General features: G+C 67.5%; 22 protein-coding genes and 2 pseudogenes. 1 reads left to right on the forward strand and 23 read right to left on the reverse strand.

The window, feature by feature from the left end; all coding sequences use genetic code 11:
• Positions 1-4: 4 nt before the first annotated feature.
• From QUE79_RS15670 to QUE79_RS15705, 8 genes are all read right to left on the reverse strand, one after another.
• Positions 5-1,117, reverse strand: coding sequence for a fibronectin type III domain-containing protein (locus QUE79_RS15670; RefSeq protein ID WP_286343886.1), 1,113 nt, complete (start codon positions 1,115-1,117; stop codon positions 5-7).
• Positions 1,114-2,910, reverse strand: a complete 1,797-nt coding sequence (locus QUE79_RS15675) for a fibronectin type III domain-containing protein (RefSeq protein WP_434011062.1) — start codon at positions 2,908-2,910, stop codon at positions 1,114-1,116. The genes QUE79_RS15670 and QUE79_RS15675 overlap by 4 nt, the downstream gene beginning before the upstream one ends.
• On the reverse strand, positions 2,853-3,995 hold the full coding sequence (locus tag QUE79_RS15680; RefSeq protein ID WP_286343888.1) for an Ig-like domain-containing protein: 1,143 nt from the start codon (positions 3,993-3,995) through the stop codon (positions 2,853-2,855). The genes QUE79_RS15675 and QUE79_RS15680 overlap by 58 nt, the downstream gene beginning before the upstream one ends.
• Positions 3,992-5,863 (reverse strand): Ig-like domain-containing protein, encoded by a 1,872-nt coding sequence (locus QUE79_RS15685; protein WP_286343889.1) that lies wholly within the window; start codon positions 5,861-5,863, stop codon positions 3,992-3,994. Before QUE79_RS15685 ends, QUE79_RS15680 begins: the two co-directional genes overlap by 4 nt.
• Positions 5,860-6,174, reverse strand: coding sequence for a hypothetical protein (locus QUE79_RS15690; RefSeq protein WP_286343890.1), 315 nt, complete (start codon positions 6,172-6,174; stop codon positions 5,860-5,862). Before QUE79_RS15690 ends, QUE79_RS15685 begins: the two co-directional genes overlap by 4 nt.
• The gene (locus QUE79_RS15695; RefSeq protein ID WP_286343891.1) at positions 6,102-7,292 is read right to left on the reverse strand and encodes a serine/threonine-protein kinase; all 1,191 of its coding nucleotides are present in this window, start codon (positions 7,290-7,292) and stop codon (positions 6,102-6,104) included. Before QUE79_RS15695 ends, QUE79_RS15690 begins: the two co-directional genes overlap by 73 nt.
• Positions 7,293-7,446: 154 nt before the next feature.
• On the reverse strand, positions 7,447-8,277 hold the full coding sequence (locus QUE79_RS15700) for a PP2C family protein-serine/threonine phosphatase (protein ID WP_286343892.1): 831 nt from the start codon (positions 8,275-8,277) through the stop codon (positions 7,447-7,449).
• Positions 8,274-8,660, reverse strand: coding sequence for an FHA domain-containing protein (locus QUE79_RS15705; protein WP_286343893.1), 387 nt, complete (start codon positions 8,658-8,660; stop codon positions 8,274-8,276). The genes QUE79_RS15700 and QUE79_RS15705 overlap by 4 nt, the downstream gene beginning before the upstream one ends.
• Before the next feature lie 160 nt (positions 8,661-8,820).
• Between QUE79_RS15705 and QUE79_RS15710 the strand changes: the two genes are divergently transcribed.
• Positions 8,821-9,372: a methylated-DNA--[protein]-cysteine S-methyltransferase gene (locus tag QUE79_RS15710; protein ID WP_286343894.1), complete on the forward strand. Its 552-nt coding sequence runs from the start codon at positions 8,821-8,823 to the stop codon at positions 9,370-9,372.
• A gap of 101 nt (positions 9,373-9,473) precedes the next feature.
• Here the strand turns inward: QUE79_RS15710 and QUE79_RS15715 are convergent, their stop codons facing one another.
• From QUE79_RS15715 to rho, 15 genes and pseudogenes are all read right to left on the reverse strand, one after another.
• Positions 9,474-10,226: a YaaA family protein gene (locus QUE79_RS15715; RefSeq protein WP_286343895.1), complete on the reverse strand. Its 753-nt coding sequence runs from the start codon at positions 10,224-10,226 to the stop codon at positions 9,474-9,476.
• Between the two features lie 90 nt (positions 10,227-10,316).
• Positions 10,317-10,577 (reverse strand): F0F1 ATP synthase subunit epsilon, encoded by a 261-nt coding sequence (locus QUE79_RS15720; protein WP_286343896.1) that lies wholly within the window; start codon positions 10,575-10,577, stop codon positions 10,317-10,319.
• Positions 10,578-10,579: 2 nt separating this feature from the next.
• Positions 10,580-12,040: a F0F1 ATP synthase subunit beta gene (gene atpD, locus QUE79_RS15725; protein WP_286343897.1), complete on the reverse strand. Its 1,461-nt coding sequence runs from the start codon at positions 12,038-12,040 to the stop codon at positions 10,580-10,582.
• 20 nt (positions 12,041-12,060) lie between these two features.
• Positions 12,061-12,961: pseudogene (locus tag QUE79_RS15730) on the reverse strand (F0F1 ATP synthase subunit gamma).
• Between the two features lie 44 nt (positions 12,962-13,005).
• Positions 13,006-14,643, reverse strand: a complete 1,638-nt coding sequence (gene atpA, locus QUE79_RS15735; RefSeq protein WP_286343898.1) for a F0F1 ATP synthase subunit alpha — start codon at positions 14,641-14,643, stop codon at positions 13,006-13,008.
• 89 nt (positions 14,644-14,732) lie between these two features.
• Positions 14,733-15,526, reverse strand: a pseudogene (locus QUE79_RS15740) (F0F1 ATP synthase subunit delta).
• A gap of 2 nt (positions 15,527-15,528) precedes the next feature.
• Positions 15,529-16,086 (reverse strand): F0F1 ATP synthase subunit B, encoded by a 558-nt coding sequence (locus tag QUE79_RS15745; RefSeq protein ID WP_286343900.1) that lies wholly within the window; start codon positions 16,084-16,086, stop codon positions 15,529-15,531.
• A gap of 9 nt (positions 16,087-16,095) precedes the next feature.
• Positions 16,096-16,335, reverse strand: coding sequence for an ATP synthase F0 subunit C (gene atpE, locus QUE79_RS15750; protein WP_286343901.1), 240 nt, complete (start codon positions 16,333-16,335; stop codon positions 16,096-16,098).
• Between the two features lie 48 nt (positions 16,336-16,383).
• Entirely contained in the window at positions 16,384-17,181 is a 798-nt protein-coding gene (atpB, locus tag QUE79_RS15755; RefSeq protein ID WP_434011011.1) for a F0F1 ATP synthase subunit A, read from the reverse strand.
• Positions 17,182-17,421: 240 nt separating this feature from the next.
• Positions 17,422-17,874 carry a Cg1360 family ATP-synthase-associated protein gene (locus QUE79_RS15760; RefSeq protein ID WP_286343902.1) on the reverse strand — a complete coding sequence of 151 codons (453 nt, stop codon included), beginning with the start codon at positions 17,872-17,874 and terminating at the stop codon, positions 17,422-17,424.
• Positions 17,871-19,238: an MraY family glycosyltransferase gene (locus tag QUE79_RS15765; protein WP_286343903.1), complete on the reverse strand. Its 1,368-nt coding sequence runs from the start codon at positions 19,236-19,238 to the stop codon at positions 17,871-17,873. Before QUE79_RS15765 ends, QUE79_RS15760 begins: the two co-directional genes overlap by 4 nt.
• Positions 19,239-19,266: 28 nt before the next feature.
• On the reverse strand, positions 19,267-19,938 hold the full coding sequence (locus QUE79_RS15770; RefSeq protein ID WP_286343904.1) for an L-threonylcarbamoyladenylate synthase: 672 nt from the start codon (positions 19,936-19,938) through the stop codon (positions 19,267-19,269).
• A 75-nt stretch (positions 19,939-20,013) separates the two neighbouring features.
• Positions 20,014-20,850: a peptide chain release factor N(5)-glutamine methyltransferase gene (gene prmC / locus QUE79_RS15775; protein ID WP_286346748.1), complete on the reverse strand. Its 837-nt coding sequence runs from the start codon at positions 20,848-20,850 to the stop codon at positions 20,014-20,016.
• A 17-nt stretch (positions 20,851-20,867) separates the two neighbouring features.
• Positions 20,868-21,950 carry a peptide chain release factor 1 gene (gene prfA, locus QUE79_RS15780; RefSeq protein WP_286343905.1) on the reverse strand — a complete coding sequence of 361 codons (1,083 nt, stop codon included), beginning with the start codon at positions 21,948-21,950 and terminating at the stop codon, positions 20,868-20,870.
• 2 nt (positions 21,951-21,952) lie between these two features.
• Positions 21,953-24,346 carry a transcription termination factor Rho gene (rho, locus tag QUE79_RS15785; protein ID WP_286343906.1) on the reverse strand — a complete coding sequence of 798 codons (2,394 nt, stop codon included), beginning with the start codon at positions 24,344-24,346 and terminating at the stop codon, positions 21,953-21,955.
• Positions 24,347-24,370 lie beyond the last annotated feature (24 nt).

Here is a 24,370-nt window from a genome sequence, read left to right on the forward strand (position 1 = left end):
TGCGTCAGTTGCCGAGAAGTGGCGCGGTATAAGTCTTGTCGTAAAAGTCGCCGCCGTTAGCAGTGACACGAATGAGCAACGTCGGCCCGTTGAGCGGATCGGCCCCGGTGCCAGAACAGGTGGAGCCTCCGTCGGACGTCACGTCACCTCCCTCGCACTGATAGGCGACGCCTTCGTAGCCGGATCCGGCCGGCAGAGTGAACGTCCAGTTGCCGGTGCGATTGAGGGTGCTGCCATCACCCGGTGAGTCTTGGTAGACAGCATTCCCCGTCACGTTTGCATTAACCGGAGTTTTCAGAACGGGGTCCGACACCGGCCCACACACCGATTGCGTCTGGAGCCGGCAGGCTCTGACCGCATATCTGTGCTGGGTGCCGTAGACGCTCGCGTCTGCCGAACTGGTCACCACTGCGCCTTCGCCGATGGACCTGTTCATGTCGACACCGTCGACGTAGAGCCAGTAGCTCTTCACGGTGCCCGACGCGGCGAGACCCGTGAGCGCCACGTCGAAGTAGCCCGTCCCTGCACCGCTCTCCGCGACCGTGGCCGTCGGCTTCTGCGCCTGACCGGGAGCTTTGTAGACCGGTACGGTGCTCGAATTCGACGTGGAGCAGAACAAGCCATTGTCGGCGTAGACGTAATAGGTGTAGGCCGAGCCCTCCGCTGCAGACGTATCCACGTAGCTGGTGGCCGTGAGGCCGGTCACGATCGACGAGGGCTTGCTGCTGCAGCCCGATGGCCCCGCCGAGCCCGAATCGAATCGAGCGACGCTGTAGGTCACCCCGGAGGCGCCCTGCGCTCCCACACCCGACCAGTTGAGCGTGACGTGCGCCGAGGACTGATCGTTCGACGCACTGAGATCACTGACCGATGCCGGCGTGCCGACCGCAGTGCCCGTCGCAGACCCGCTGCGCGCCCAGTCGGCGCTGGTCGAGACCTGCGCGTCGTTCTTCGCGTACACCTGAGCGGTGTACTGAGCCGCGGGCGTGAGACCGCCGACCGTGACGCTGGTACCGGAGACGGTCTGCGTGCCGGGCGCGCCGGATCCTGCCATCTCGACGACGTAGCCCGTGACCGGGGTACCGCGCGCGGGCTGCGGAACCGTGTTCCAGCTCACGACGAGCGTGTTCGGCGACGTGGTCGAGGGGTGAGCGTGACGCCCGTCGGAGCGGCGGGCACGAAGTCGGCGCTATAGGGGATGCTCTGGGGGCTGGCGGCGGAGGTGCCGATCGCATTGATCGCCTGGACGCTGAATCGGTACTGGGCGCCGGGGTCGAGATCGGTGAGGGTACAGAGGGTCGATGTGCCGCAGTTCTTCGAGTACGTGCCGCCGGCCGAGGTGCCGGTGAGCCGGTAGGACGTGATCGGCGAGTTGTTGGCCACCGGCGCCTGGTAGGCGAGCGTCAACTGCCCACCGACGAAGGTGCCGGAGCGGATCGGTGCCGCCGGAGCATCCGGGACGTCCTCGACGGAGATCGTCACGTCGCCCCACACGTATCGCGACGGGTCGTTCGTCACGTCGGCGAGCTGGTACTGGAGGTGCGTGTCGAGGGGCTTGGCGGACGCGGAGACGGCGACCGTGAGACGGCTCTTGTCGGTGCTGGGCGTGACCTTCACGCCGGCGGGGAGGGACGAGCCACCCAGCCCGCGGATGGCGACGACCTTCAGCGGCTGCCCGGGGAACGGGTTGGTGGCTTCGTCGTTCGCGAGGACGTCGACCGTCGTCGTCGAGCCCCGCTTGGTGATCGCCGAGTCGGAGGCGGCGATGGCCAACGGTCGGGTCGAACCGACGACCGCGAGCGTGATGCTGCCGGCTTGGGCTGCAGAGGCGGCGTCGCGCACCGTCAACCCGATCGTCGCCGTGGCGTTCTTCTTCGCCGATGAATCGGCGCGCACTGTCAGTCTCTGACCGGACAGGGACGCCGAGAAGCCGTTGGTGTCGGGAGTCGTGACGCTGTAGCGCAGCTGCCCGATGTCGCGCGGGTACTTGTAGGTCGTGAGCCGGGTGAGGTCGAGAGTGCGGGAATCGCCCGGTTCGAGATCGATGGTGGTTCCGTTGAAGACGGGCGGTTGATTGGCCCGGGCGGTGACCGTGATGGGCAGGACAAGGGTCGCGGTGTGCCCGTTCGGATCGGAGGCGGAAGTGCCGTCGGTGACCTGGAACGAGATCGACGCCTGGCCGAAGAACGCTGCGGCCGAGGTGTAGCGGAGCGTCGTGGAGTTCACCACCAGGTTCGATCCGTCGGCATGGGTCGCACGAACGGTGCTGCTGTCGGTCAGCCGCACTCCGTTCGCTCCGGTCGACACGACGTACTTGTTCAGGTCGATCGTCAGCGGCTTCTCGCTCGTCACCGTCAGCGCGGGGGCCGACTCCTTGATCTGCGGAAGGGCGTCGTCGAAGCCGGGCACCCGGATGAACGCGTACGCCTTGATCGACGGGTCGTCGGGGTGCGACACGTAGAACGGAATGATCTGGCTCTGGTTCGTGACGGTGACGCGGATCCGGTGCTTGCCCGTGACCACGGCGGTCTTCCCGTATCCCGGCTCGACACCGAGCCCGAGGGTCGAGACGTTGCCGTCGGCGAAGAAGACGTTCGCCAGCACGTTGACGTCGACGGTCTTCCGACCGAGGACGTCGCTCAAGGTCAGGGTGCTGTCGGACGCCTCGGGGTAGTTGAGCTCCGCCTTCGGATCGACCTTGACCGTGATGAAGTTCGACGACGCGCCGCCCACCGCGTTCGTGACCGTATAGACGAGGCCGTAGGTCTTCGCCTGCTTCGGCGGGGTGACCCGGACGACGCCGTTGGGCAGGATCGTCGCCTTCACGGTCTTGTCGTTGGGCTTGACGGCGGTCACGCGCAGGGCGCCGCCGTCGGGATCGGAGTCGTTCGCCAGGACCCGGACCAGGATGCTGCCCCCGGCCGCATCGTGACGGCATCGGCCACCGCGATCGGGTTACGCGCCCCCTGCGCCCGAGCAGCGATCCCGATGCGCACGGTTCCGGTGGCGCGTGCCCCGAGTCCGTCGACCACGGTGTAGGTGAACGTGTCGGTGCCCGCCGAGTAGCTGCCGGCCTCGTAGTCGAAGTAGTTCGTGCCGACGGTGGTGACGTTGCCCTTCTGGGGATTCGAGTCGACGCCGAGAAGCTGCACGGAGTCGCCGTCCGGGTCGATGTTGTCGAGAGGAACCTGAACTCGGACCGTCTGCCCGGCCACGACGCGCGCGGTGAGCGTTTGCGGAACCGGCGGGTTGTTGGTGGCGGAGTCGGCCTCGCGCACCGAGATGCCGACCTGTGCGGTGGCTCGCTGGCCGTCGGGACCCTCGATGGCGTACTCAGCGGTGAAGTTGCCCGGGGTCTTCGGGGCGAGGTAGCGCAACTGGGTGCCCGAGACGAAGAGGAGCCCGCCGCCCGACGAGACGTTCTTCACCAGCGCCGGATCGAGGGTGATGTCTTCGCCGTCGGGTTGCGAGTCGTTCGCAAGGACGTCGATGTCGACGGCGTCTCCGACCCGAGCGGTCACCTGGTCGTTCGTGGCGATGGGCGGCTGGAGCCTGGCGGGCCGCGGGATCTGGACGACGGTCACCGAGCCCTGGGCCGAGGCGAGGCCGTTCGTCACGGTGTAGGCGAACGACACCGGACCGTGATCGAGCGGCGCGGTGAGGGTGATCCTGAGATAGCGCTGTTCGATGGTCTGCACTTGCACGCCGCTGTTCACCGCGGGCCCGCTCGTCGCGGTCACCATGAGCACGTTGCCGGCAGGATCGTAGTCACTCGCGGTGATGTCGACCGTCTGGGTGCTCAGGCTCTGGACGAACACCGTCTTGGGGGTCGTGACGGGCGCCGTGTTCGGCTCGGGCGCCGCCTGGACGTCGACGCGCACCGTCGCGGTCGCCGTCTTGTCGCCGTCGGTCACCGTGTACTCGAGCAGGTGGGTTCCGAGGACATCGCTCTCGAAGGAGAACGTACCGGCGGCGTAGTTGGGGACGAGCTTCACGCCCTCCTTCGCCGGAACGCTGTTGAGCTTGAGTGGCCCCGTGCCCCCGAGGCGTACTGCAACGGCGAGATCGTCATGGCCTCGCCTTTGTACGCCTGGACGGGGAACGACTCCGCCGTGATCGGGACGTCGCCGCCCGCAGCGACCGTGATCTTCAGAATGCCGCGTCCGACAGCGGTGCCGTCGGACATCGTGAGCACGATCTCTTGCGTCGACGGTCCCTTCCCGCTGTCTTGGTACACGACCTCGCCCGTGGGCTTGTACGTGACGGTTCCGCCGTCGCCCCCGGACGCACCCGTGAGGTAGAACGGGTCGCCGTCGGGATCGACCCACGAGCCCAGCGTGTCGACCGTCACCCTGCCCGACGACGACACGACCGCGTGCTCGGCGCGCACCTGCTGCGGAGGACTGTTCTCGCCCGGTTGCCGGATCGAGACGGTGACTTTGGCCGTCGAGGTGCCGCCCCGGCCGTCCGAGATCGTGTAGTCGAAGCTGACGACGCCGGAGGCGCTGCCGGCGAGGGTGAGAAGGAGCTGCTGCCGATTCTGGATGACGTCGATGCGACCGACCGACTTCGGCACGTCGGTCGCCGACGTGACCACGATCGGGTCGCCGTTGGGGTCGTAGTCGTTGAGGAGCACGGGCAGGATCGTCGCGCGACCGGGCCGAGCGCCTAGCACGTCGTCGACGGCGACCGGCGGTTTCTGCTGCACCTCGAGCTTCTGCTGGTCGTCGGTGTTCTCGGTGGGCTTCTGCTGCTGGTCTTTCTCGTCGGTGATGAGGTCGCGCCAGTTGTCTATCAGTTGCCCGCGACGCTGCACCGCCCAACTCGACCCGCCGGACGTGTCGTTGAGCACCACGTGTGAGCCGTTGACACCGAACACCAGGTCGGCCGACCCCGGCATCGACGGCAGCTTCATGACCGTGCCCGTCGACGACGCGCAGTCGTTCCAGCCCGCACCGTCGGCCCAGGCCGCATAGCTGCACCCGCCGACCGTGACGGGGCGAGCGGCCGTCCCGTCGCGATCGGAGACACGGGTGGAGACGGCGCCGCGGAACGATACGGAGAGCAGGCCGGACGACGACGACACGAGCACGGAGGATCCGGAATCGGCGGACTGCTGCAGCGCGACGCGGCCCTGGACCCGCGTGGACAGGTCGACCCGGTGACCGTCGACGACGAGGAGGCCGGACTTCGTGTTGAGGACCGCCCAGTGGGACCCGACGGAAGCGACCTGATAGGTGCCCGACTTGGGCAGCTTCAACGTGTCCGTGGCGGAGACGCCGAACTGGGCGACGTCGTCGACCCTCGTGACCTCCCCGCTGTCGGCCGAGTAGGCGATCAACGTGCCGGACGGCGTGAGACCGGTCGACACCCCGGCACCGAGGCTCAACTCTGCCTGCGAGGTGGCGTCGAAGGCGTCGAGGCCGGAGACGGACGAGGTCCAGAACTCGCCCGTCTTGCCGGAGACGACCACGGCGGTGTTCCCGGCCAGAAGGACGTCGGGATCGTTCGGCGGGAGCGGGACCGTCTGGGCGATGCTCGCGGTCGCAGGATCGACGACGCCGACCGTCGCATCGCTGCGGTCGAGGAGGAGGACGTGCGAGGCGTCTTGCACGACCGAAAGATCGGCGCCCGTGCTTCTCACCGCCGAGTTCAGCTCGAGCACTCCGGGGTTCGCCCGCCCGATGGCCGTGAGGCTGTCGTTGGCGACCCACACGGTCCCGTCGTCGAGGCTGAGCCTCTGGGCCTGGTAGCCCGAGCTCGTCAGACCGATCGTCGTCGCGACGAGGCCGATCACGATCGCGCTGAGCCCCGTCGCTGCGAACGAGCGGTGACCGCGGACCCAGCGGAGGAAGCGGTTCACCCGTTGCCCTTCGCCGACGCGCATTTCTCAGCGCTCACCGGCCCCGTCTTACCCGAGCGGTTGACAGTTACCGTGATGCAGACCTGCTGACCCGTGCCGGTGGGGGCGAGGAAGCTCGTCGCCGTCTGCGTGCTGGAGTCGGTACCCGACGTCACGACATAGGTGTCGCCCGCTCGGAGCCCGGGGTCGTTCCAGCTGAACTCGATCGACGACCCCTTGGTGTCGGCCTGGATGTTGCTTACCCGGGGAATGTCGGTCGACGTCGCCCGCACGAGGAACAGGGTCGCGATGCCGCCGAGGGCGAGCACCACGACGGAGGCCGCGATGAGCGACCACGCCAGATACTGGACCTTCTTCGGCGTCCTGGCCTCGGGACGGGTGCCGGTGGAGCGCGGGATCGCGTTGCTGTTCCGGACCGAGGCGGCCAGCGGAGTGCTCGCGGAGGCGCCGACCGGGGAACGACGCCGGCGACGACGGTTGCCGCCGCCGGAGGGCACCCCTCGGCGCCGCGGACGCGCGTACGGTCTTCGAGGTCGGCGACGGTCGCCAACGCCCAGTCGTCGACGGCGACTTCGATGGGGGTCTGCGCGACGCCCAGCTCGGACTCTGCCTGCTGCAGTTCGCGGATGAGCTCGAGGACGCTCCCCTGGCGATTCTCCGGGCGATGCGACATGGCACGAGCGAGCGTCGCTTCGAGCCCTGGCGGGACATCGGTGCGGCCGATCGGCTGCAGTCTGCCCTTTTCGATCCTGGTCATGAGGTCGTGCGAGGTGTTCGGCCCACCGAGGACCTCGAACGGGCTGCGGCCGGCGAGCAGCGAGTAGACCGTGGCGCCGAGCGACCAGACTTCGGACGCGACCGTGCCGGAGGTGTCGTCACGAAGCACCTCGGGTGCCGACCACGGGATCGACAAGCCCACGACCTCGCTGGGCTCGCCTTCGCTGAGCGAGGCGGCGATGCCGAAGTCGGACAGAACGGGGTGGCCGTACGCCGTCATCAGGATGTTGGAGGGCTTGATGTCGCGGTGCAGGACCCCTTGGCGATGAGCCGTCTCGATGGCGCTGCCGATCTTCACCCCGATGCGCAGCACGTCGGCGACCGGGATGCGCTCGCGCCGGTAGCGCTCGCTCAGGGAGGCGGAGCACAGCTCCATCACGAGATAGGGGCGGCCGTCGGCCGAGACGCTGGCCTGGTAGACCGTCAGGATCGACGGGTGCGCACTGAGCTGCGCCATCAGGTTCGCTTCGGCCTGGAACATCTGCCGCACCTGGTCGTTGACGACCTCGCTGAGCATGACCTTGACCGCGACCTGCCGGCGGGGCATGTTCTGCTCGTACAGGAACACGTCGGCGAAGCCGCCCGAGCCCAGGACGTGCATATGGGAGAAGCCGGGCAGCACCGGAGGCTGCGACGGCAGACGCCGTGCCATGTCGCCCCCTCAGAAGCAGTGGTCGGGCGCGCGTTCGGAGCGCTCCGTCGATTTGCCGATCGCTGTCATTGTAAGCGGACACCCCCATCGCCCGAGGGCCGCGAGAGCCGAACTGGGGACAACTCGGAGTACCCCATTTCGGGGGCGTCGGAGCCTATTCGCGCGGCGTCTGGCCCGTCGGAACGGTCGCTTCGACGTCTCCGTGCTCGACTTCGCCGCGCACGTCGACCACGACGGCGGTCACGTTGTCGCGTCCGCCCGCCGCGACGGCGGCCGTCACGAGGGCCGTCGCTGCGGCCTGTGTACCGGGATTCGCGCCGAGCAGAGTGGCGATCGCCCGCGCGTTCACCTCCTTGGTGAGGCCGTCGGAGCAGACCAGGAGCCGGAGCCCGGGCCGGGCCGGCACACGCCAGTAGTCGGGGCTGGGGTCAGCACCGAATCCGATGGCTTTCGTGATCACGTTGCTGTCGGGGTGGCTCTCGGCGTCGTCCGGGTGCAGCATGCCCGCCTGGACCATCTCCTGGACCACGGAGTGATCGACGGTCACCTGGCGCAGCACGCCCGAGTCGAGCATGTAGACCCGCGAGTCGCCCACGTTGAAGATCGTGAAGTAGGGCGTCTCGCCGTCTTTGGTGAGGATCGCGCCGGTCACGGTGGTTCCGACACCGAGCTCGGTGCCGACCGCGGCGACCTCGATGTCGTCGGTCGCGGCTCGAAGGGCCTCTTCCAGGCCGTCCGTGTCGAAGAACTCCCCCGTCGCGGCTTCGTCGAGCCGTGTGACGACGGCGTCGCTGGCGACATCGCCGGCGCTGTGACCGCCCATGCCGTCGGCGACGACGAAGAGCGGCGACCGAGCGACGAAGCTGTCTTCGTTGTGGGCGCGACGGAGACCGACGTCGGTGACGCCCGCCCAGTCGAGGGTGACGACGGACCCGTCGCCGAGGGTGATGGTGTGCGCGGTCGTCGGGCGGCCGATCTGTGTCACGGGATGGGTTCTTCCTGGGGAATGATGCGCGTAAGGGGCAGGATCTCGAGACGGTTCCCGTCACCTATGTCAACTATCGTGCCAGCGAGCACGACGATCGAGTCGCCTTGCCGAAGAGCCACAGGTTGCCTGCCGGGAATGATCACCCGCGTCCCGTTCGTCGAGCGCAGATCCGTCACGACGACGGCGCTGCCCTCCTGCCGGATCTCGACGTGCGTCGCGGACACCTCGGCGCGGGGCGAGGCCACGACCGTGAGCCTCGGCGGAGGGCCGACGACGACGCGGGGTGCGGACGGTCGGCGGCCGATCACGAGAGGCACCTCGAGGCTCAGGATACTCGTGCCGATACCGACTCGGTGGAAGCGCTGTGAAAGCCCGGCCACTCCGATTCCTCCCTCGCGCCCATCACCCGTCGATGGCTGAGCACACGCTATCAACACCTCGCCCGCGACCTGTCCTCCCCAGGCCGATGTCGACGGCGAGTTCTCCACGGATCCGGTCCTCCCGCCCGACCGGCCGCGAGCAGCTCCCTACCGTCGAACCATGACCTCCACCATCGCTCCCCTCATCGCCCAGACCGACGAAGCGGATCGACGGCCGACGCTCTTTCCGGCGGCCGTCTCGCACTACGAGTCGCCCCTCGGCCGGATCGAGATCCGGACGCGCTTCGACTCCATCGTGAGACTCGACATCGAGAGCGACGGCCACCTGCCGTGCGACGACCTCGATGAGGCGCCGACGCCCGTCCACGACGAGGCTCGACGGCAACTCGACGCCTACTTCGCCGGTCGGCGCCGAACGTTCGATCTGCCGCTCGAGCAGCTCGGCACACCGTTCCAGGACGAGATCTGGGAGCGCTTGCGCGACGTCCCGTGGGGAACAGCCACGAGCTACGGCGAACTCGCCGTACTCGCCGACCGACCGACGGGAGCCCGAGCGGTCGGCGGCGCCATCCGCGCCAACCGGATAGCCCTGCTGGTGCCGTGCCACCGCGTGCTCGGCGCCGGAAGGAGGATCACCGGCTACAGCCCGGGGCGGGGTGTCGAGACCAAGCGCTGGCTCCTCGAGCACGAGGGGATCGACTTCGTGGAGTGAGGCCCCCGCGGGTGCGCCGGTCCCTTCGCTCGATGTCCCTCCAGGTGCGCGCATTGATTGGCGACGAGGAAGTGGATCGACGGCCGAGCAGAACGACGAGGCTAGTCGCGCAGGACGCTCTCCGACACGACGACCAGTTCACCCACGGACGGTTCGACGACGATGCCCTGTTCCCGAGCCCAGACGACGAAGTCGTCGACGCTGGAGAGGTCGGGGCGATCAGCGAGCAGTCGGGCGACCAGCGTGCCCTTCGTCTTCTTGTTGAAGTGGTTGAGCGCGCGGCGGCGATCTCCGTCGTCCGTGACGACACGCACGTAGACCGAGTCGCGAGGAGCCGGACCGAGTTCGGCGTACGCCTCGCTCCGGAGGTCGACGACGGGCGCAGCGAGCGACGCAAGGGCCCGCCGGATCGGGGTCGCCCACAGCGCCTTCAGCGATACGCCCGGAAGCCGCGAGTCGTGCGACAACCTGTACGCGGGAATGCGATCCGTCGCGCCCAGGAGTCCGAACAGCGCCGAGTGGATCGCCACGTGCGACGCCGCCCAGGAGGTCGCCTCCGCGTCGAGGTGCGACGCTCCGATCGGGTCGAAGGCGACGCCCGTGTACCTCTCGAGGGCCGGCAGTGTCGGCGATCGCTTCAGCAGACGGTTGCGGCTCACCTCGTCGCGCAGCCTCGGGCCGATCTTGAGCGCGGTCATCGACGCGTCGACATCGCGGCTCAGGCGCACAAGAGCAGCGGCGGCCGACCGGCGAGGCCGGTCGAGCGAGGCGAACGACAACGCGCCGAAGTCGAGCGTCGACTCCGAGGCGCCGCCGTCGCGTTTCGTCTCCGACGGGGGCAGCAAGAAGATCATGGAGGGAGTCTCTCTGAGGAGGGCAACACGAAAGGCGGGTTCGCACCACGACATTCCGTGGAGCGAACCCGCCTTACGTGATGCTGGGTGTCAGGCCAGGGCAGCGTTCCGCGACACGATCGTGACCGTGTCGTTCTCGACCGACAGGAAGCCGTCTTCGGCCGTGGCCTCGACGACGCTTCCGTTGCTCTGGCGCACGCGAACCTGACCGGAAGCGAGGATCGCCAGCACAGGCTCGTGACCCGGCAGGATTCCGATCTCGCCCTCGGTGGTGCGAGCCGTGACCTGCGCCGCCTCGCCCGACCAGACCTGCTTGTCGGCCGAGACGACGTTGACAGTGAGATCGGCCATGATCAGCCGTTCTCCTTCTGGATCTGAGCCCACTTCTCTTCGACGTCGGAGATGGAGCCGACGTTGAAGAACGCCTGCGTGGCGACGTGGTCGAACTCGCCGTCGGCGATCGCGGTGAACGACTCGATGGTGTCTTTCAGCGGCACGGTCGAGCCCTCGACACCGGTGAACTTCTTCGCCATGTAGGTGTTCTGCGACAGGAACTGCTGGATGCGACGAGCACGCGAGACGGTGATCTTGTCTTCTTCGGAGAGCTCGTCGACACCGAGGATCGCGATGATCTCCTGAAGCTCCTTGTTCTTCTGCAGGATCGCCTTGACGCGGATCGCCGTGTTGTAGTGGTCCTCGCCCAGGTAGCGCGGGTCGAGGATACGGCTGGTCGACGTCAGCGGGTCGACTGCGGGGTAGAGACCCTGCGAGGCGATCTCACGCGAGAGCTCGGTGGTGGCGTCGAGGTGCGCGAACGTCGTCGCGGGGGCCGGGTCGGTGTAGTCGTCGGCAGGCACGTAGATGGCCTGCAGGGACGTGATCGAGTGGCCGCGGGTCGACGTGATGCGCTCCTGGAGGACACCCATCTCGTCGGCGAGGTTCGGCTGGTAGCCCACCGCGGACGGCATGCGTCCGAGCAGCGTAGAGACCTCGGAGCCGGCCTGCGTGAAACGGAAGATGTTGTCGATGAAGAGCAGGACGTCCTGCTTCGCGACGTCGCGGAAGTACTCCGCCATCGTCAGCGCCGACAGGGCCACGCGGAGACGGGTCCCCGGCGGCTCGTCCATCTGGCCGAAGACGAGGGCGGTCTTGTCGAAGACGCCCGCCTCTTCCATTTCCATGATGAGGTCGTTTCCTTCGCGGGTGCGCTCACCGACACCGGCGAACACGGACACACCGCCGTGATCCTGAGCGACGCGCTGGATCATCTCCTGGATGAGGACGGTCTTGCCGACGCCCGCACCCCCGAACAGGCCGATCTTGCCACCCTGGACGTACGGGGTGAGGAGGTCGATGACCTTGATGCCGGTCTCGAAGAGCTGCGTCTTCGACTCGAGCTGGTCGAACGCCGGCGGCTGGCGGTGGATCGGCCAGCGCTCGGTGATCTCCACCTTCTCACCGGGCGTGCCGTTGAGGATGTCGCCCGTGACGTTGAAGACCTTGCCCTTGGTGACGTCGCCGACGGGCACCGAGATGGGTGCGCCGGTGTCGGTGACCTCCTGGCCGCGGACGAGGCCGTCGGTCGGCTTCAGGGCGATGGCGCGAACGAGGTCGTCGCCGAGGTGCTGGGCGACCTCGAGAACGAGGTCGACGACCTGGTCGCCGATGTGGATCGTCGTCTTGAGTGCGTTGTAGACGCCGGGGATTGCATCGTGCGGGAACTCGATGTCGACCACGGGGCCCGTGACGCGAGCAATGCGCCCGACGCCGGGTGCCGGCTCCACAGCGACTGGCGCGGTAGCGGTGTCAGTCATTGGCTTCTCTCTCTTTGTGCTTACTTCTTGGGCGAGCTGAGGGCGTCTGCGCCGCCCACGATCTCGGAAATCTGCTGAGTGATCTCGCTCTGGCGAGCGTTGTTCGCCAGTCGCGTGTAGTCCTTGATCAGGGTGTCGGCGTTGTCGCTGGCCGACTTCATGGCCTTCTGGCGAGCAGCGTGCTCGGACGCCGCGGACTGCAGCATCGCGTTGAACAGACGACTCTCGATGTAGACCGGCAGAAGCGCGTCGAGCACGTCTTCGGCCTCGGGCTCGAATTCGTAGAGAGGCAGGATCGCGTTCTCTTCTGGCTCGTCGACACCCTCGACGACTTCGAGGAAGCAGTCGCACCACCTCGGGCACCTGCGTGACCATGCTGACGAAGCGGTTGTAGACGACGTGGATCTCGTCGACACCGCCCTCTTTCGAGTCGGCGAGGAACTTCGAGACGACTGCATCGCCGATCTCTTTGGCCGTGTCGAACTCGGGCTGGTCGGTATTACCGGTCCAGATCTGCTCGGACTCGCGCTGACGGAAGGTGAAGTAGCTCGCAGCCTTCCGACCGACGAGGTAGTACACGACCTCTTTGCCCTGGCTGCGCAACAGCGTGGCCAGCTCTTCGCCCTGCTTCAAGACGTTCGACGAGAAGGCGCCGTTGAGGCCCCGGTCGGACGTGAAGAGGACGATCGCCGCGCGGTCGATCGACTCGGGCTCGGTCGTGAGGACGTGGTCGACGTTCGAGAACGTGGCGACCGCCGAGACGGCCCGCGTCACGGCCCGTGAATACGGACCGGACGCGGTCATCCTGGCCTGCGCCTTCTGAATGCGCGAAGCCGAGATGAGCTCCATGGCCCGGGTGACCTTCTTGGTCGTCTGGGCAGAGCGAATGCGCTGTCGGTAGACCCGAAGTTGCGCTCCCATGTGTCTCCTGTGGTTGTCTGTGCGGGCGAAGAACGGTCAGGCGGCTAGCGAGCCGACTTGACGATCTTCTCCTGGTTGACGTCTTCGGCGTCGGTGGCCGTGAACTCCTCGCGACCGACGGAAGCCAGCGGCTTGCCCTCGCCCGTCTGGAACTCCTTCTTGAACTCGTCGATCGAGGAGTCGAGCTCGGCCACGATGTCGTCACCCAGCACGTTCGTCTCGCGGAGCTTCGACAGGACCTCGCCGTTGCGACCGAGGTAGTCGAGCAGCTCGCGTTCGAAGCGCAGGATGTCGGGAACCGGAACCTCGTCGAGCTTGCCGTTCGTGCCCGCCCAGATCGAGACGACCTGGTCTTCGACGGGGTACGGCGAGTACTGAGGCTGCTTGAGCAGTTCGGTCAGTCGAGCGCCGCGAGCGAGCTGGCGGCGGCTGGCCTGGTCGAGGTCGGACGCGAACATCGCGAAGGCTTCGAGCGAGCGGTACTGGGCGAGCTCGAGCTTGAGCGTGCCGGAGACCTTCTTGATCGACTTGACCTGAGCGTCGCCGCCGACTCGCGAGACCGAGATTCCGACGTCGACCGCGGGACGCTGGTTGGCGTTGAAGAGATCGGACTGGAGGAAGATCTGGCCGTCGGTGATCGAGATCACATTGGTCGGGATGTACGCCGAGACGTCGTTGGCCTTGGTCTCGATGATCGGGAGCCCCGTCATCGAACCGGCACCCAGCTCGTCGGAGAGCTTCGCGCAACGCTCGAGCAGCCGCGAGTGCAGGTAGAACACGTCACCCGGGTAGGCCTCGCGGCCCGGCGGGCGGCGAAGCAGCAGCGACACGGCGCGGTAGGCCTCGGCCTGCTTCGAGAGGTCGTCGAAGATGATGAGGACGTGCTTGCCCTCGTACATCCAGTGCTGGCCGATGGCCGAGCCGGTGTAAGGAGCGAGGTACTTGAAGCCGGCGGGGTCGGATGCCGGGGACGCGACGATGGTCGTGTACTCCATGGCGCCGGCGTCTTCGAGGGCACCCTTCACCGAGGCGATGGTCGAGCCCTTCTGACCGATGGCCACGTAGATGCAGCGCACCTGCTTGTTGGTGTCGCCCGACTCCCAGTTGGCCTTCTGGTTGATGATCGTGTCGATCGCGATGGCCGTCTTGCCGGTCTGGCGGTCGCCGATGATGAGCTGACGCTGTCCGCGGCCGACGGGGATCATGGCGTCGATCGCCTTGATGCCGGTCTGCATCGGCTCGTGGACCGACTTCCGCTGCATGACGCCGGGGGCCTGGAGCTCGAGAGCACGGCGTCCGCTCGAGGCGACCTCGCCGAGGCCGTCGATCGGGTTTCCCAGCGGGTCCACCACGCGACCCAGGTAGCCGTCGCCGACGGGAACCGAGAGGACCTCGCCGGTGCGAGTGACCTCGAGGCCCTCGTCGATGCCGGAGAACTCACCGAGGACGATGACACCGATCTCGTCTTCGTCGAGGTTCTGGGCGAGGCCCAGGGTGCCGTCGGCGAAGCGGATGAGCTCGTTGGCCATGACGCCGGGGAGACCCTCGACGTGAGCGATGCCGTCGGCGGCGTCGATGACGTGCCCCACCTCGGTCGTGGACGTCTGCGAGGGCTCGTACGCCGAGACGAAGTCTTTGAGGGCGTTGCGAATCTCATCAGGGCTGATCTTGATGTCTGCCATTGTGATTCCTATTCGTATCGAGGCGTCTTACCTCGAGTCAGTGGGGGCGCCCGCGTGTGCGGCGAGCACGAGTTGTGAACGACTCTTCGTCAGCCAGCGAGCTGGAGGCGGAGGTCTGCGAGCCTGGTGGACACGGTACCGTCGATGACTTCGTCGCCGACCTGAACTCGGAGACCTCCGAGGATGGTCGGATCGATGACGAGGTTCACCCGGAGACTACGACCGAACTGCTTGGCGAGACCGCGCTCCAGGCGGGTCAGCTGCGCCGTGTCGATCGGCCCGGCGCTCGTCACGACGGCGACGAGCTCGTTCGCCTGATCGGCGACGATGGCGCTGGCGTTGCGGAGGAGTTCGCCGATGCGGCGGCCGCGAGGCTGCTGCACCAGCTGAGAGACGATCGAGACCGTCTGCTGCGACGCCTTGCCGGCGAGAAGCTTCTCGACGAGCGCCGACTTCGCCGGGCCGTCGCTGAGCTTCGTGCCGACAGCCAACTCGAGGTTCGCGTCGGAGGACACGATCTCACCGAAGGAGAAGAGTTCGCCCTCGATCGAGAGGTCGGCCGGAGCGCTCTTGGCGATGACCCGGATGCCGACCTCCTCGATCCCGGCGAGCATCTCTCGATGACTCGACCAGCGGCTGCCGACGATCGATGTCAGAAGGGCACGAGCGGGTTCGGTGAACGGAGCGAAGACCCGGTCGACGAAGCCCTTCTTGGCGGTCACGTCTTCGGAGGGGTCGGCCAGGAAAGCAAGCAGCTTGATCGACGAGCCGATCACTCGGCCGGCGTTGAGCAGCTGCTCCCCGTGGCCAGGTCGGCCGCGTCGCCCAGGTCGGCGAGCACGCCCCGCGAGGTCGCGAGTGCCTCTCTGGTCATTGATCCCATGGCTACTTGCCCGCCTTCGACTGTTCGTCGGCCTCGAGATCGGACAGGAAGCGGTCGACGATGGCCGATGCCTTCTTGTCGTTGGTGAGGCTCTCGCCGATGACACCCGACGCGAGGTCGATCGCCAGCGAACCCACTTCGCTGCGGAGCGAGACGAGCGCGCTCTGACGCTCGGCCTCGATCTGCACCTGGGCCTGAGCCGTGATGCGGTCGGCGTCGGCCTGAGCCTGGGCCGTGACCTCTTTGCCGATGCGAGTGGCGTCGGTGCGCGCCTGCTCGCGAATCTTGGCCGCCTCGGCGCGAGCGTCGGCGAGCTGCTTGTTGTACTCCTCGAGCGCGGCAGCGGCCTCGGCCTGTGCGTTCTCGGCCTTCTTGATGCCGCCCTCGATCACCTCGGCACGCTCATCGAGCATCTTCTGCATGCGAGGGAGGGCCACCCGCCAGAAGAGGAAGAGGATGACGAGGAAGCTGATGCCACCCCAGACGAGGTCAGGCGTCTCGGGGAGGATCGGGTTGTGTGCTTCACCCGCCGCCACCACGAGTGTTTGTGCGCTGAGCATGCGTCGGCCTTACTTGGCGGTGAAGATGAAGTAAGTCGCGATACCGATGAACGCCAGCGCCTCGGTGAAGGCGATACCGATGTACATCAGGACCGTGAGGCGACCCTGGAGCTCGGGCTGGCGGGCGACGGATTCGATGGTCTTGCCGACCACGATTCCCACGCCGATGGCCGGGCCGATCGCCGCGAGGCCGTAACCGACCGTCGCGATGTTTCCGTTGATTGCAGCGAGAACGGTTGTTGCGTCCACGTGTGTTTCCTTCCGTGATGGCGGCTCGGGCGGATGCCCAGGCCGTTGTTAGTGTTCGTCGTTCAGCGCGAGCTGGACGTAAACAGCAGTGAGCAGCGAGAAGACGTAGGCCTGAAGAACACCGACGAAGATCTCGAACAGGGTGAAGGCGAAGCCGAAGGCGACCGTGCCGATGCCGAACAGGGCAAAGAGATTGCCCGACTCGAAGAAGAAGAACGACGTGGCCGAGAAGAACAGCACGAGCAGCAGGTGCCCGACGATCATGTTCATGAGCAGTCGCAGGGTCAGCGTGATCGGCCGAAGGAGGAACGTCGAGACGAACTCGATGGGCGTGACGATGATGTAGAGGAACCACGGCACCCCGGGAGGCACGAGCGCATTGCGGAAGAAGGTGCCCGGGTGCTTCTTGACACCCGCGTAGATGAAGGACACGTACGCGACGACGGCCAGGATCAGCGGGACGCCGATGGTGGAGGTTCCGGCGATGTTGACGCCGATGATCACGCCGGTCAGGTTGAAGAACAGCACCATGAAGAACACGGTGGTGAGGATCGGGAGGAAGCGCCGGCCGTCTTTCTTGCCGAGGATGTCGTCACCGACGTTGCCGCGGACGAAACCGAGACCGAGTTCGACGACGCTCTGGAAGCGCCCCGGAACGAGCTTCATGCGTCGTGTTCCGAGCCAGAAGATCAGGATCAGAAGGACGATCGCGAGGAAACGCGCGAGCGTGATGCGGGTGATCTCGAAGGGCGTGCCCGCGAAGAGAAGGACCGACGGGAAGAACTCGTCGATGGATGGGCCCTGGAAACCTCCGCTGCTTCCGCTCGCAGCAGCGAGCGGGTGCAACAGGGTGATGGCGTTAGCTAACAGCGCTATCTCCTGATTCGGGACGCGGGCACGAGGCGACGGTCACAGTCTTGGTGCCACAACTCACGCTGTCGGCAACAACTCTGTGTCGGCACCGCGAGACGCGGCGATGATCTATGGGGAAGCGACCCTTCGGCAGTTGACAGGCCGGGGACACGAACACATTCAGCCTATCAAGAGAATTGACTCCAGACGAACCATTCCGGCCCGTCAGGGCGCTCATTTGTCGGAATTTGCGCGCTCTGCACCGGGCAGAGCGACGTCGATACCCACGCGCGAACGGGTGATGACCACGACGTCGACGACAAGACTGCCGACCACCCCGACGACGATGCTCAGGAACATCACGAGCGTGTTGACCCAGGGCTGGTCTTTGAGGAGGACCACGATCACCAGGAACACGATGAACTTCAGCAGCCACCCGCCGAGGACGATGCCGAAGAAGGCTCCGCTGAGGAGGCTTCCGCCGGAGGCCCTCAGGCCGATGAGGATGCTGGCGGCCGTCATCCCGGTGAACACGAGAGCGAGGGCCGTGCCCACCAGGGCGCTGGTGACGCCGGTGGCGCCGACGGTCAGACCCCCCACGAGGCATCCCACGACGGCGATGCCGAGCGCGAGCAGGCTGCCGAGCCGCAGGATCCTGGTGAAGATTCGGTTGTTCGCGGGGTTCATGCGCGCCTCTCGGTCTCGGTGAGAGGCTTCTGCTTCTCACTGGGCACGGCTTCGGAGCGCGTGACTGTTTCGGGAAGGACCGGCGCGGGGCCGGTGACGTTGCGGAGTGCGGTGACAGCGATGCGCTCGTCGTCGCGGCTGGGCTTCGGGGACGCCGAGGCGCGGCGTCCGGCCTGGTCGAGCGGGTCGTACTGCTCGACGCCCGCGGTCACGGCGGTGGCCGAGGGGGCGTTCTGCACGGCCATCTCGACGCGCTTTCGACGGCTGAGGGGTGCCAGGGTGATGGCGGCGCAGACGACGAGACCGGCGATGAGGAAGACCACCACCCAGCGCGGGGGCAGGAAGAAGAACAGCAGGCAGCCGACGGAGACGACGGCGGTCCAGCCATAGAAGATCAGGACGGCGTGGAAATGCGAGTGCCCCATGTCGAGCAGCCGGTGGTGCAGGTGCTTGCGGTCGGCGCTGAACGGCGATTTTCCGGCGCTGACGCGGCGCAGGACCGCCAGGCTGAAGTCGAGAAGAGGCACGATCAGGATCGCGAGGGGCAACAAAATCGGGATGAACACCGGGAGCAGGGTGGACTTGTCGGTCGCACCGGGGTTGATGGCCCCCGTCACCGAGACGGCGCTCGTGGCCATGAGGAGGCCGGTGAGGAGCGCCCCGGCGTCGCCCATGAACAGTCGCGCCGGATGCCAGTTCAACGGCAGGAACCCGACGGCTGCACCGATGAGGACGGCCGTGATGAGCGCGGCCAGGTTGAAGTACTCGAACTCGCTGCCGGAGGACGACGAGAGGATGAAGCTGTAGATGAAGAAGACGCCATTGGCGATGATCGTGACGCCGGCGACGAGACCGTCGAGACCGTCGATGAAGTTCACGGCGTTCATCACCAGGACCACGGCGAACACGGTCAGGATCAGCGACATGTAGCTCGAGCCGATCGTGATGCCGCCGATGGGCAGTGAGACCAGCTGGACTCCCTGCCAGGCGAGCAGCCCCGCCGCGATGATCTGGCCGGCGAGCTTGGTCATCCAGTCGAGATCCCAGAGGTCGTCGACGACCCCGATCACGACGATGATGAACGCGGCCCCCAGGATGGCCAGGATGTGGCCGGGCTCGGCGAAGACGAGCCGGAAGTAGTCGACGCCCGAGATGAGCGGGAACACGAACCAGGCCGCCAGGAGGGCGATCACGATGCCCGCGAACATGGCTACGCCGCCGAGGCGCGGCGTCGGATTGGTGTGGACGTCTCGCTCGCGGATCTTCGGGGCGAGGCGGTACTTCGTGCCGAGTCGCCAGGCGAGGACCGACAGCGCGAAACTGACGACGGCCGAGATGGCGGCCGCGAGAAGGTAATACCTCACGGCGCCCGCCTCATTCGATCGCGGGCTCTCATATGACGACGCCGTCCGCCGCCACTCGCCGGATCTCGTCGTCGGAGATCACACCGTGGCGCACGATGCGGAGAACGCCGTCGCCGGTCGCGTCGACGATCGTCGACCCCGTGTTGGCGCCGGGAGGCAGGACGTAGTCGCTGCCGGCTTCGCCGCCGTCGAGATAGATCTCGACCGACTCCCCGAGCATCTCCTGGGCCTCCTGGGCCGTGAGAGCCGCCGGCTGGCCGGTGAGGTTGGCGCTCGAGACCGCGAGCGGCCCGGTTTCTTCGAGCAGCTCGAGGACGAGCTTGTTGCTCGGCTGGCGGAGGGCGACGGTGCCCCGGGTCTCGCCGAGATCCCAGACCAGAGAAGCCTGGGCGCGCAGGATGACGGTCAGACCGCCGGGCCAGAACTCGTCGAGGAGCGGCTGCACCAGGTCGGGAACGCTCTCGGTGAGCGCTGCCAGCGTGTCCTGGCCTTTGACGAGGACCGGCGGCGGCGACTGCCGCGTCCGCCCCTTCGCGTCGAGAAGCCGCTGCACGGCCTCCGGATCGAACGCATCGGCAGCCAGGCCGTAGACGGTGTCGGTGGGCACCACGACGAGTTCGCCGCGCGCGATGGCGGCGCGAGCGAGACGCATTCCGGTGAGGAGTTCTGCGTCGACGGCGCAGTCGTAGAGGGAAGACATGACGCAACGATTGTAGTGCGCCCCGCCGTGGGTGCTCCTGACGGCTCGCCCAGCATCCGCCGGAGGACTCGTGGCTCAGCGCAGCGCTGTCGTCGCGCGGTCGCGGCGGGTCAGGTCGGGATGCGTCGCGGCGCCCCGCCAGCCGTCGGCCGTCAGCAGCTCGCGAATCGCGCGACCCTGCTCGTCACCGTGCTCGACGACGAGCGTGCCGCCCGGCACCAGGAGCGCGTGCGCACGCCGAGACAGCCTTCGTACGACGTCCAGTCCGTCGGCTCCCCCGTAGAGCGCCAGGGCCGGATCGTGCAGTCTGACCTCCGGATCGCGGGGAACCATGCCGACGGGAATGTAGGGCGGGTTCGAGACCACGACGGACACCGTCCCGTCGAGCTCGGGCAGGGCGTCACCGAGGTCGCCCTCGACGAGGCTGACCCGAGCGCCGGTCGATTCGATGTTCTGCCTCGTCCAGACGGCCGCCTCCGGCGAGAGTTCGACGGCGTAGACGCGGGACCGCGGCACCTCGGTGGCCAGTGCCAGCGCGAGAGCACCGCTGCCGGTGCCGAGGTCGACGGCGATGGGCTCTGCCTCGGCGCGCGCGGCGAGGGCGTCGATGGCGATCTGGGCCACGCCCTCGGTCTCGGGGCGCGGCACGAAGACACCGGGACCGACGTGCAGTTCGAGAGAGCGGAACGGCGCCAGGCCGGTCAGGTGCTGCAGTGGCTCTCGGCCGGCGCGGCGGACGACGAGGTCCTGGAACGACGAAGCGTCCGCTTCGGACACGGTGCCGCCGGTGATGGCCTTCACCGCGACCTCGCCGCGGCCGATGCGCAGCACGTGCGCCAGCAGAAGCTCGGCGTCGACCGCGGGAGTCGGAACGCCCGCGGCGTCGAGGATCCTGCGCCCTTCGGCGAGCATTCTCGAGACGTCGAGACTCACGCGGACTGGTCGCCGATGTCGGCCAGCTGCGCCTCTTCGTCGGCCGTGATGCACGACTGGATGACCGGCTCGAGAGCGCCGTCCATCACCGCGTCGAGGTTGTACGCCTTGTAGCCGGTGCGGTGATCCGCGATGCGGTTCTCCGGGAAGTTGTACGTTCGGATGCGCTCCGACCTGTCCATGCCGCGGATCTGGCTCTTGCGGGCGTCGGACGCGACCGCCGCCTGCTCCTCGGCCTGACGCGCCAGGATTCGCGCGCGGAGCACCCTCATACCGGCCTCGCGGTTCTGCAGCTGCGACTTCTCGTTCTGCATGGCCACGACGATGCCGGTCGGAAGGTGCGTGATCCGGACGGCGGAGTCCGTCGTGTTGACCGACTGCCCACCGGGACCCGACGAGCGGTACACGTCGATCTTCAGGTCGTTCTGGTTGATCTCGACCTCTTCGGGCTCGTCGACCTCGGGGAACACGAGTACGCCTGTGGTCGAGGTGTGGATGCGCCCCTGCGACTCCGTGGCCGGAACCCGCTGGACGCGGTGGACGCCGCCCTCGTACTTGAGGTGGGCCCAGACCCCCTGCGCCGGGTCGCTGGAGTTGCCCTTGATGGCCACCTGGACGTTCTTGTAGCCCCCGAGGTCGGACTCGTCGCGTTCGAGGAGCTCGGTCTTCCAGCCCTTCGACTCGGCGTAGTGCGTGTACATCCGCAGGAGATCTGCGGCGAAGAGGGCGCTCTCGGCGCCACCCTCACCGCCCTTGATCTCCATGATGACGTCACGACCGTCGTCCGGATCGCGCGGGATCAGAAGGCGACGGAGCTTCTCCTCGGCCTCGACCAGCGACGCCTCGAGAGCGGGAACCTCTTCGGCGAACGCCTCGTCGTCTTTCGCCAGCTCGCGAGCCGCCTCGAGATCGTCGACGTTCTGGGTCCAGGCCGCGTGCGCAGCGACGATCCGCGACAGTTCCGCGTAGCGGCGATTGATCTTCTTGGCCCTGGCCGCATCCGCGTGGACGGCAGGATCAGAGAGCTGAACCTGCAGATCCTCGTGCTCGGCCAGCAGCACTGCTACCGACTCGAACACGATCAGTCTTCTTTGTGACCGTTGGTCGCGGGAACCGACTTCTGGACCTGCACGAGGAACTCGACGTTGGACTGCGTCTCTTTGAGATTGCGGAGAACGATCTCGAGAGCCTGCTGCTGGTCGAGACCGGCGAGGGCACGGCGCAGACGCCAGGTGATCTTGACCTCGTCGGGACTGAGAAGCATCTCTTCGCGGCGGGTGCCGGACGCGTTCACGTCGACGGCCGGGAAGATGCGCTTGTCGGCCAGGTGGCGCGAGAGGCGGAGCTCCATGTTGCCGGTGCCCTTGAACTCCTCGAAGATCACTTCGTCCATCTTGGAGCCGGTCTCGACGAGCGCGGTGGCGAGGATGGTCAGCGAGCCGCCGTTCTCGATGTTGCGAGCGGCACCGAAGAAGCGCTTCGGCGGGTAGAGCGCCGACGAGTCGACGCCGCCCGAGAGGATGCGGCCCGACGCCGGCAGCGACAGGTTGTAGGCGCGGCCGAGGCGGGTGATGGAATCGAGGAGGACGACGACGTCGTGGCCCAGCTCGACCAGGCGCTTGGCGCGCTCGATGGCGAGCTCGGCGACCGTGGTGTGGTCTTCGGCAGGACGGTCGAACGTCGAGGCGATGACCTCGCCCTTGACCGTGCGCTGCATGTCGGTCACCTCTTCGGGGCGCTCGTCGACCAGGACGACCATGAGGTGGACCTCGGGGTTGTTGATCGCGATCGAGTTGGCGATGGCTTGCAGGATGAGCGTCTTGCCGGCCTTCGGCGGCGCGACGATGAGACCGCGCTGCCCCTTGCCGATCGGCGACACGAGATCGATGATGCGCGTCGACAGCTTCGACGGCTCGGTCTCGAGGCGCAGACGCTCCTGCGGGTAGAGCGGGGTCAGCTTGTTGAACTCGACTCGCTTGGACGCCTCGTCGATGGTCTGGCCGTTGATCGAGTCGATGCGCACGATCGCGTTGTACTTCTGGCGACCCTGCTGGTTGTCGCCCTCGCGGGGCTGACGGATGGCGCCGACCACGGCGTCGCCCTTGCGCAGGTGGTACTTCTTCACCTGGCCGAGGGAGACGTAGACGTCGCTCGCACCCGGCAGGTAGCCGGTGGTGCGGACGAAGGCGTAGTTGTCGAGCACGTCGAGGATGCCCGCGACGGGGATGAGGACGTCGTCCTCGCTGATCTCGGGCTCGAAGTCGTCGTTCTGGTTCGAACGGCCGCGCTTGCGGTCGCGCTGACGGTTGCGGCCGCGGCCGCCCTCGCTGTCTTCACGCTGCTGCTGCGCCTGGCCGCCCTGGCTCGCCTGATTGCCCTGGTTCGCCTGCTGGCGACGGTCGTCGTCGTCCTGCTGCGGCGCGCTCTGCGGCGCCTGTCCGTTGGAGTTCTGGGCGCCCTGGTTGTTCTGCGCCGGCTGGTTGCTCTGCTGGCCGCCGTTGTTCTGGCCGCCGTTCTGCTGGCCGCCGTTGTTCTGGCCGCCGTTGTTCTGGCCGTTCTGCTGACCACCGCGGTTGCGGTTGCGGTTGCGACGGCCGCCTCCCTGCTGCTGTGGCTGCTCGGAGCCGGCCGACTCGGTGCTCGTCTCGGTCGGGGTCTCCGCCTCGGCGGGAGTCTCGGTGGTCGATCCGGCGCCGGCGACAGCGGTCTCGGCAGCAGCCTCGGCCTCTTTCTGGGCGCGGAGACGCGCCTGCTCGGCACGAGTCCGGTCGGCACGCGACTGACGCGGCGGAAGGTCGATGGTGATCTCGGGCTTCGAGGAGGCGGCAGGCGCCTCGGCGGCGGGCTCGGCTGCCTGGGCACCCTGACCGTTGTCGCTGGCTCGACGCGAGCCCCGGCGACGGCGGCCACCTTCGGCGGGAGCCTTCTGCTCGGTGCCGGCTGCAGCATCGCCCTCGACGGGAGTGGCGGTGACATCGGTGTCGGTGCTCGCCGCGGCGGCTTCGACCTCGACCGAGACCGGGGTCTCGGCGGGGAGCTCGAGCACCCCGGACTCGCCCTGGTTGGCGTGGTCGGTGGCCGAGCGGGGCTCGGGAGCGCCGGCTGCGGACGTCGCGCGGCGCGGCGCGCGCTTGGCGCGGGCGGGGGCGGGGGCGGGGGCGGGGGCGACGATGTCGGCCGCGGGCGCCTCGGGTGCAGCGGCCTCGGAGATGACGACCTCCGGGGTCGTCCCCTCGGCTGCGGCGGTCTCCGCCGGGGCGTCGACAGTGGTGACGGGGTGGTCGATGGTGAGCTCGGGCTGAGCCGGAGCAGCGGCGGCGTCGGTGCCGCTCGCCTGCGCCGCGGTGATGGCGGCCACGAGGTCGCCCTTCCGCAGCTTGGAGATTCCGCTGATGCCCAGCGAGGAGGCCAGAGCCTGAAGCGCGGGAAGTCGCAGGGCGCTGAGGTCAGCGGCGTCGGTTGTCGTGTCGGTCACGGGAGATGGTTTCCTTTCGCTCCC

Source organism: Frondihabitans sucicola (genome assembly GCF_030296615.1).
Lineage (GTDB): Bacteria > Actinomycetota > Actinomycetes > Actinomycetales > Microbacteriaceae > Frondihabitans > Frondihabitans sucicola.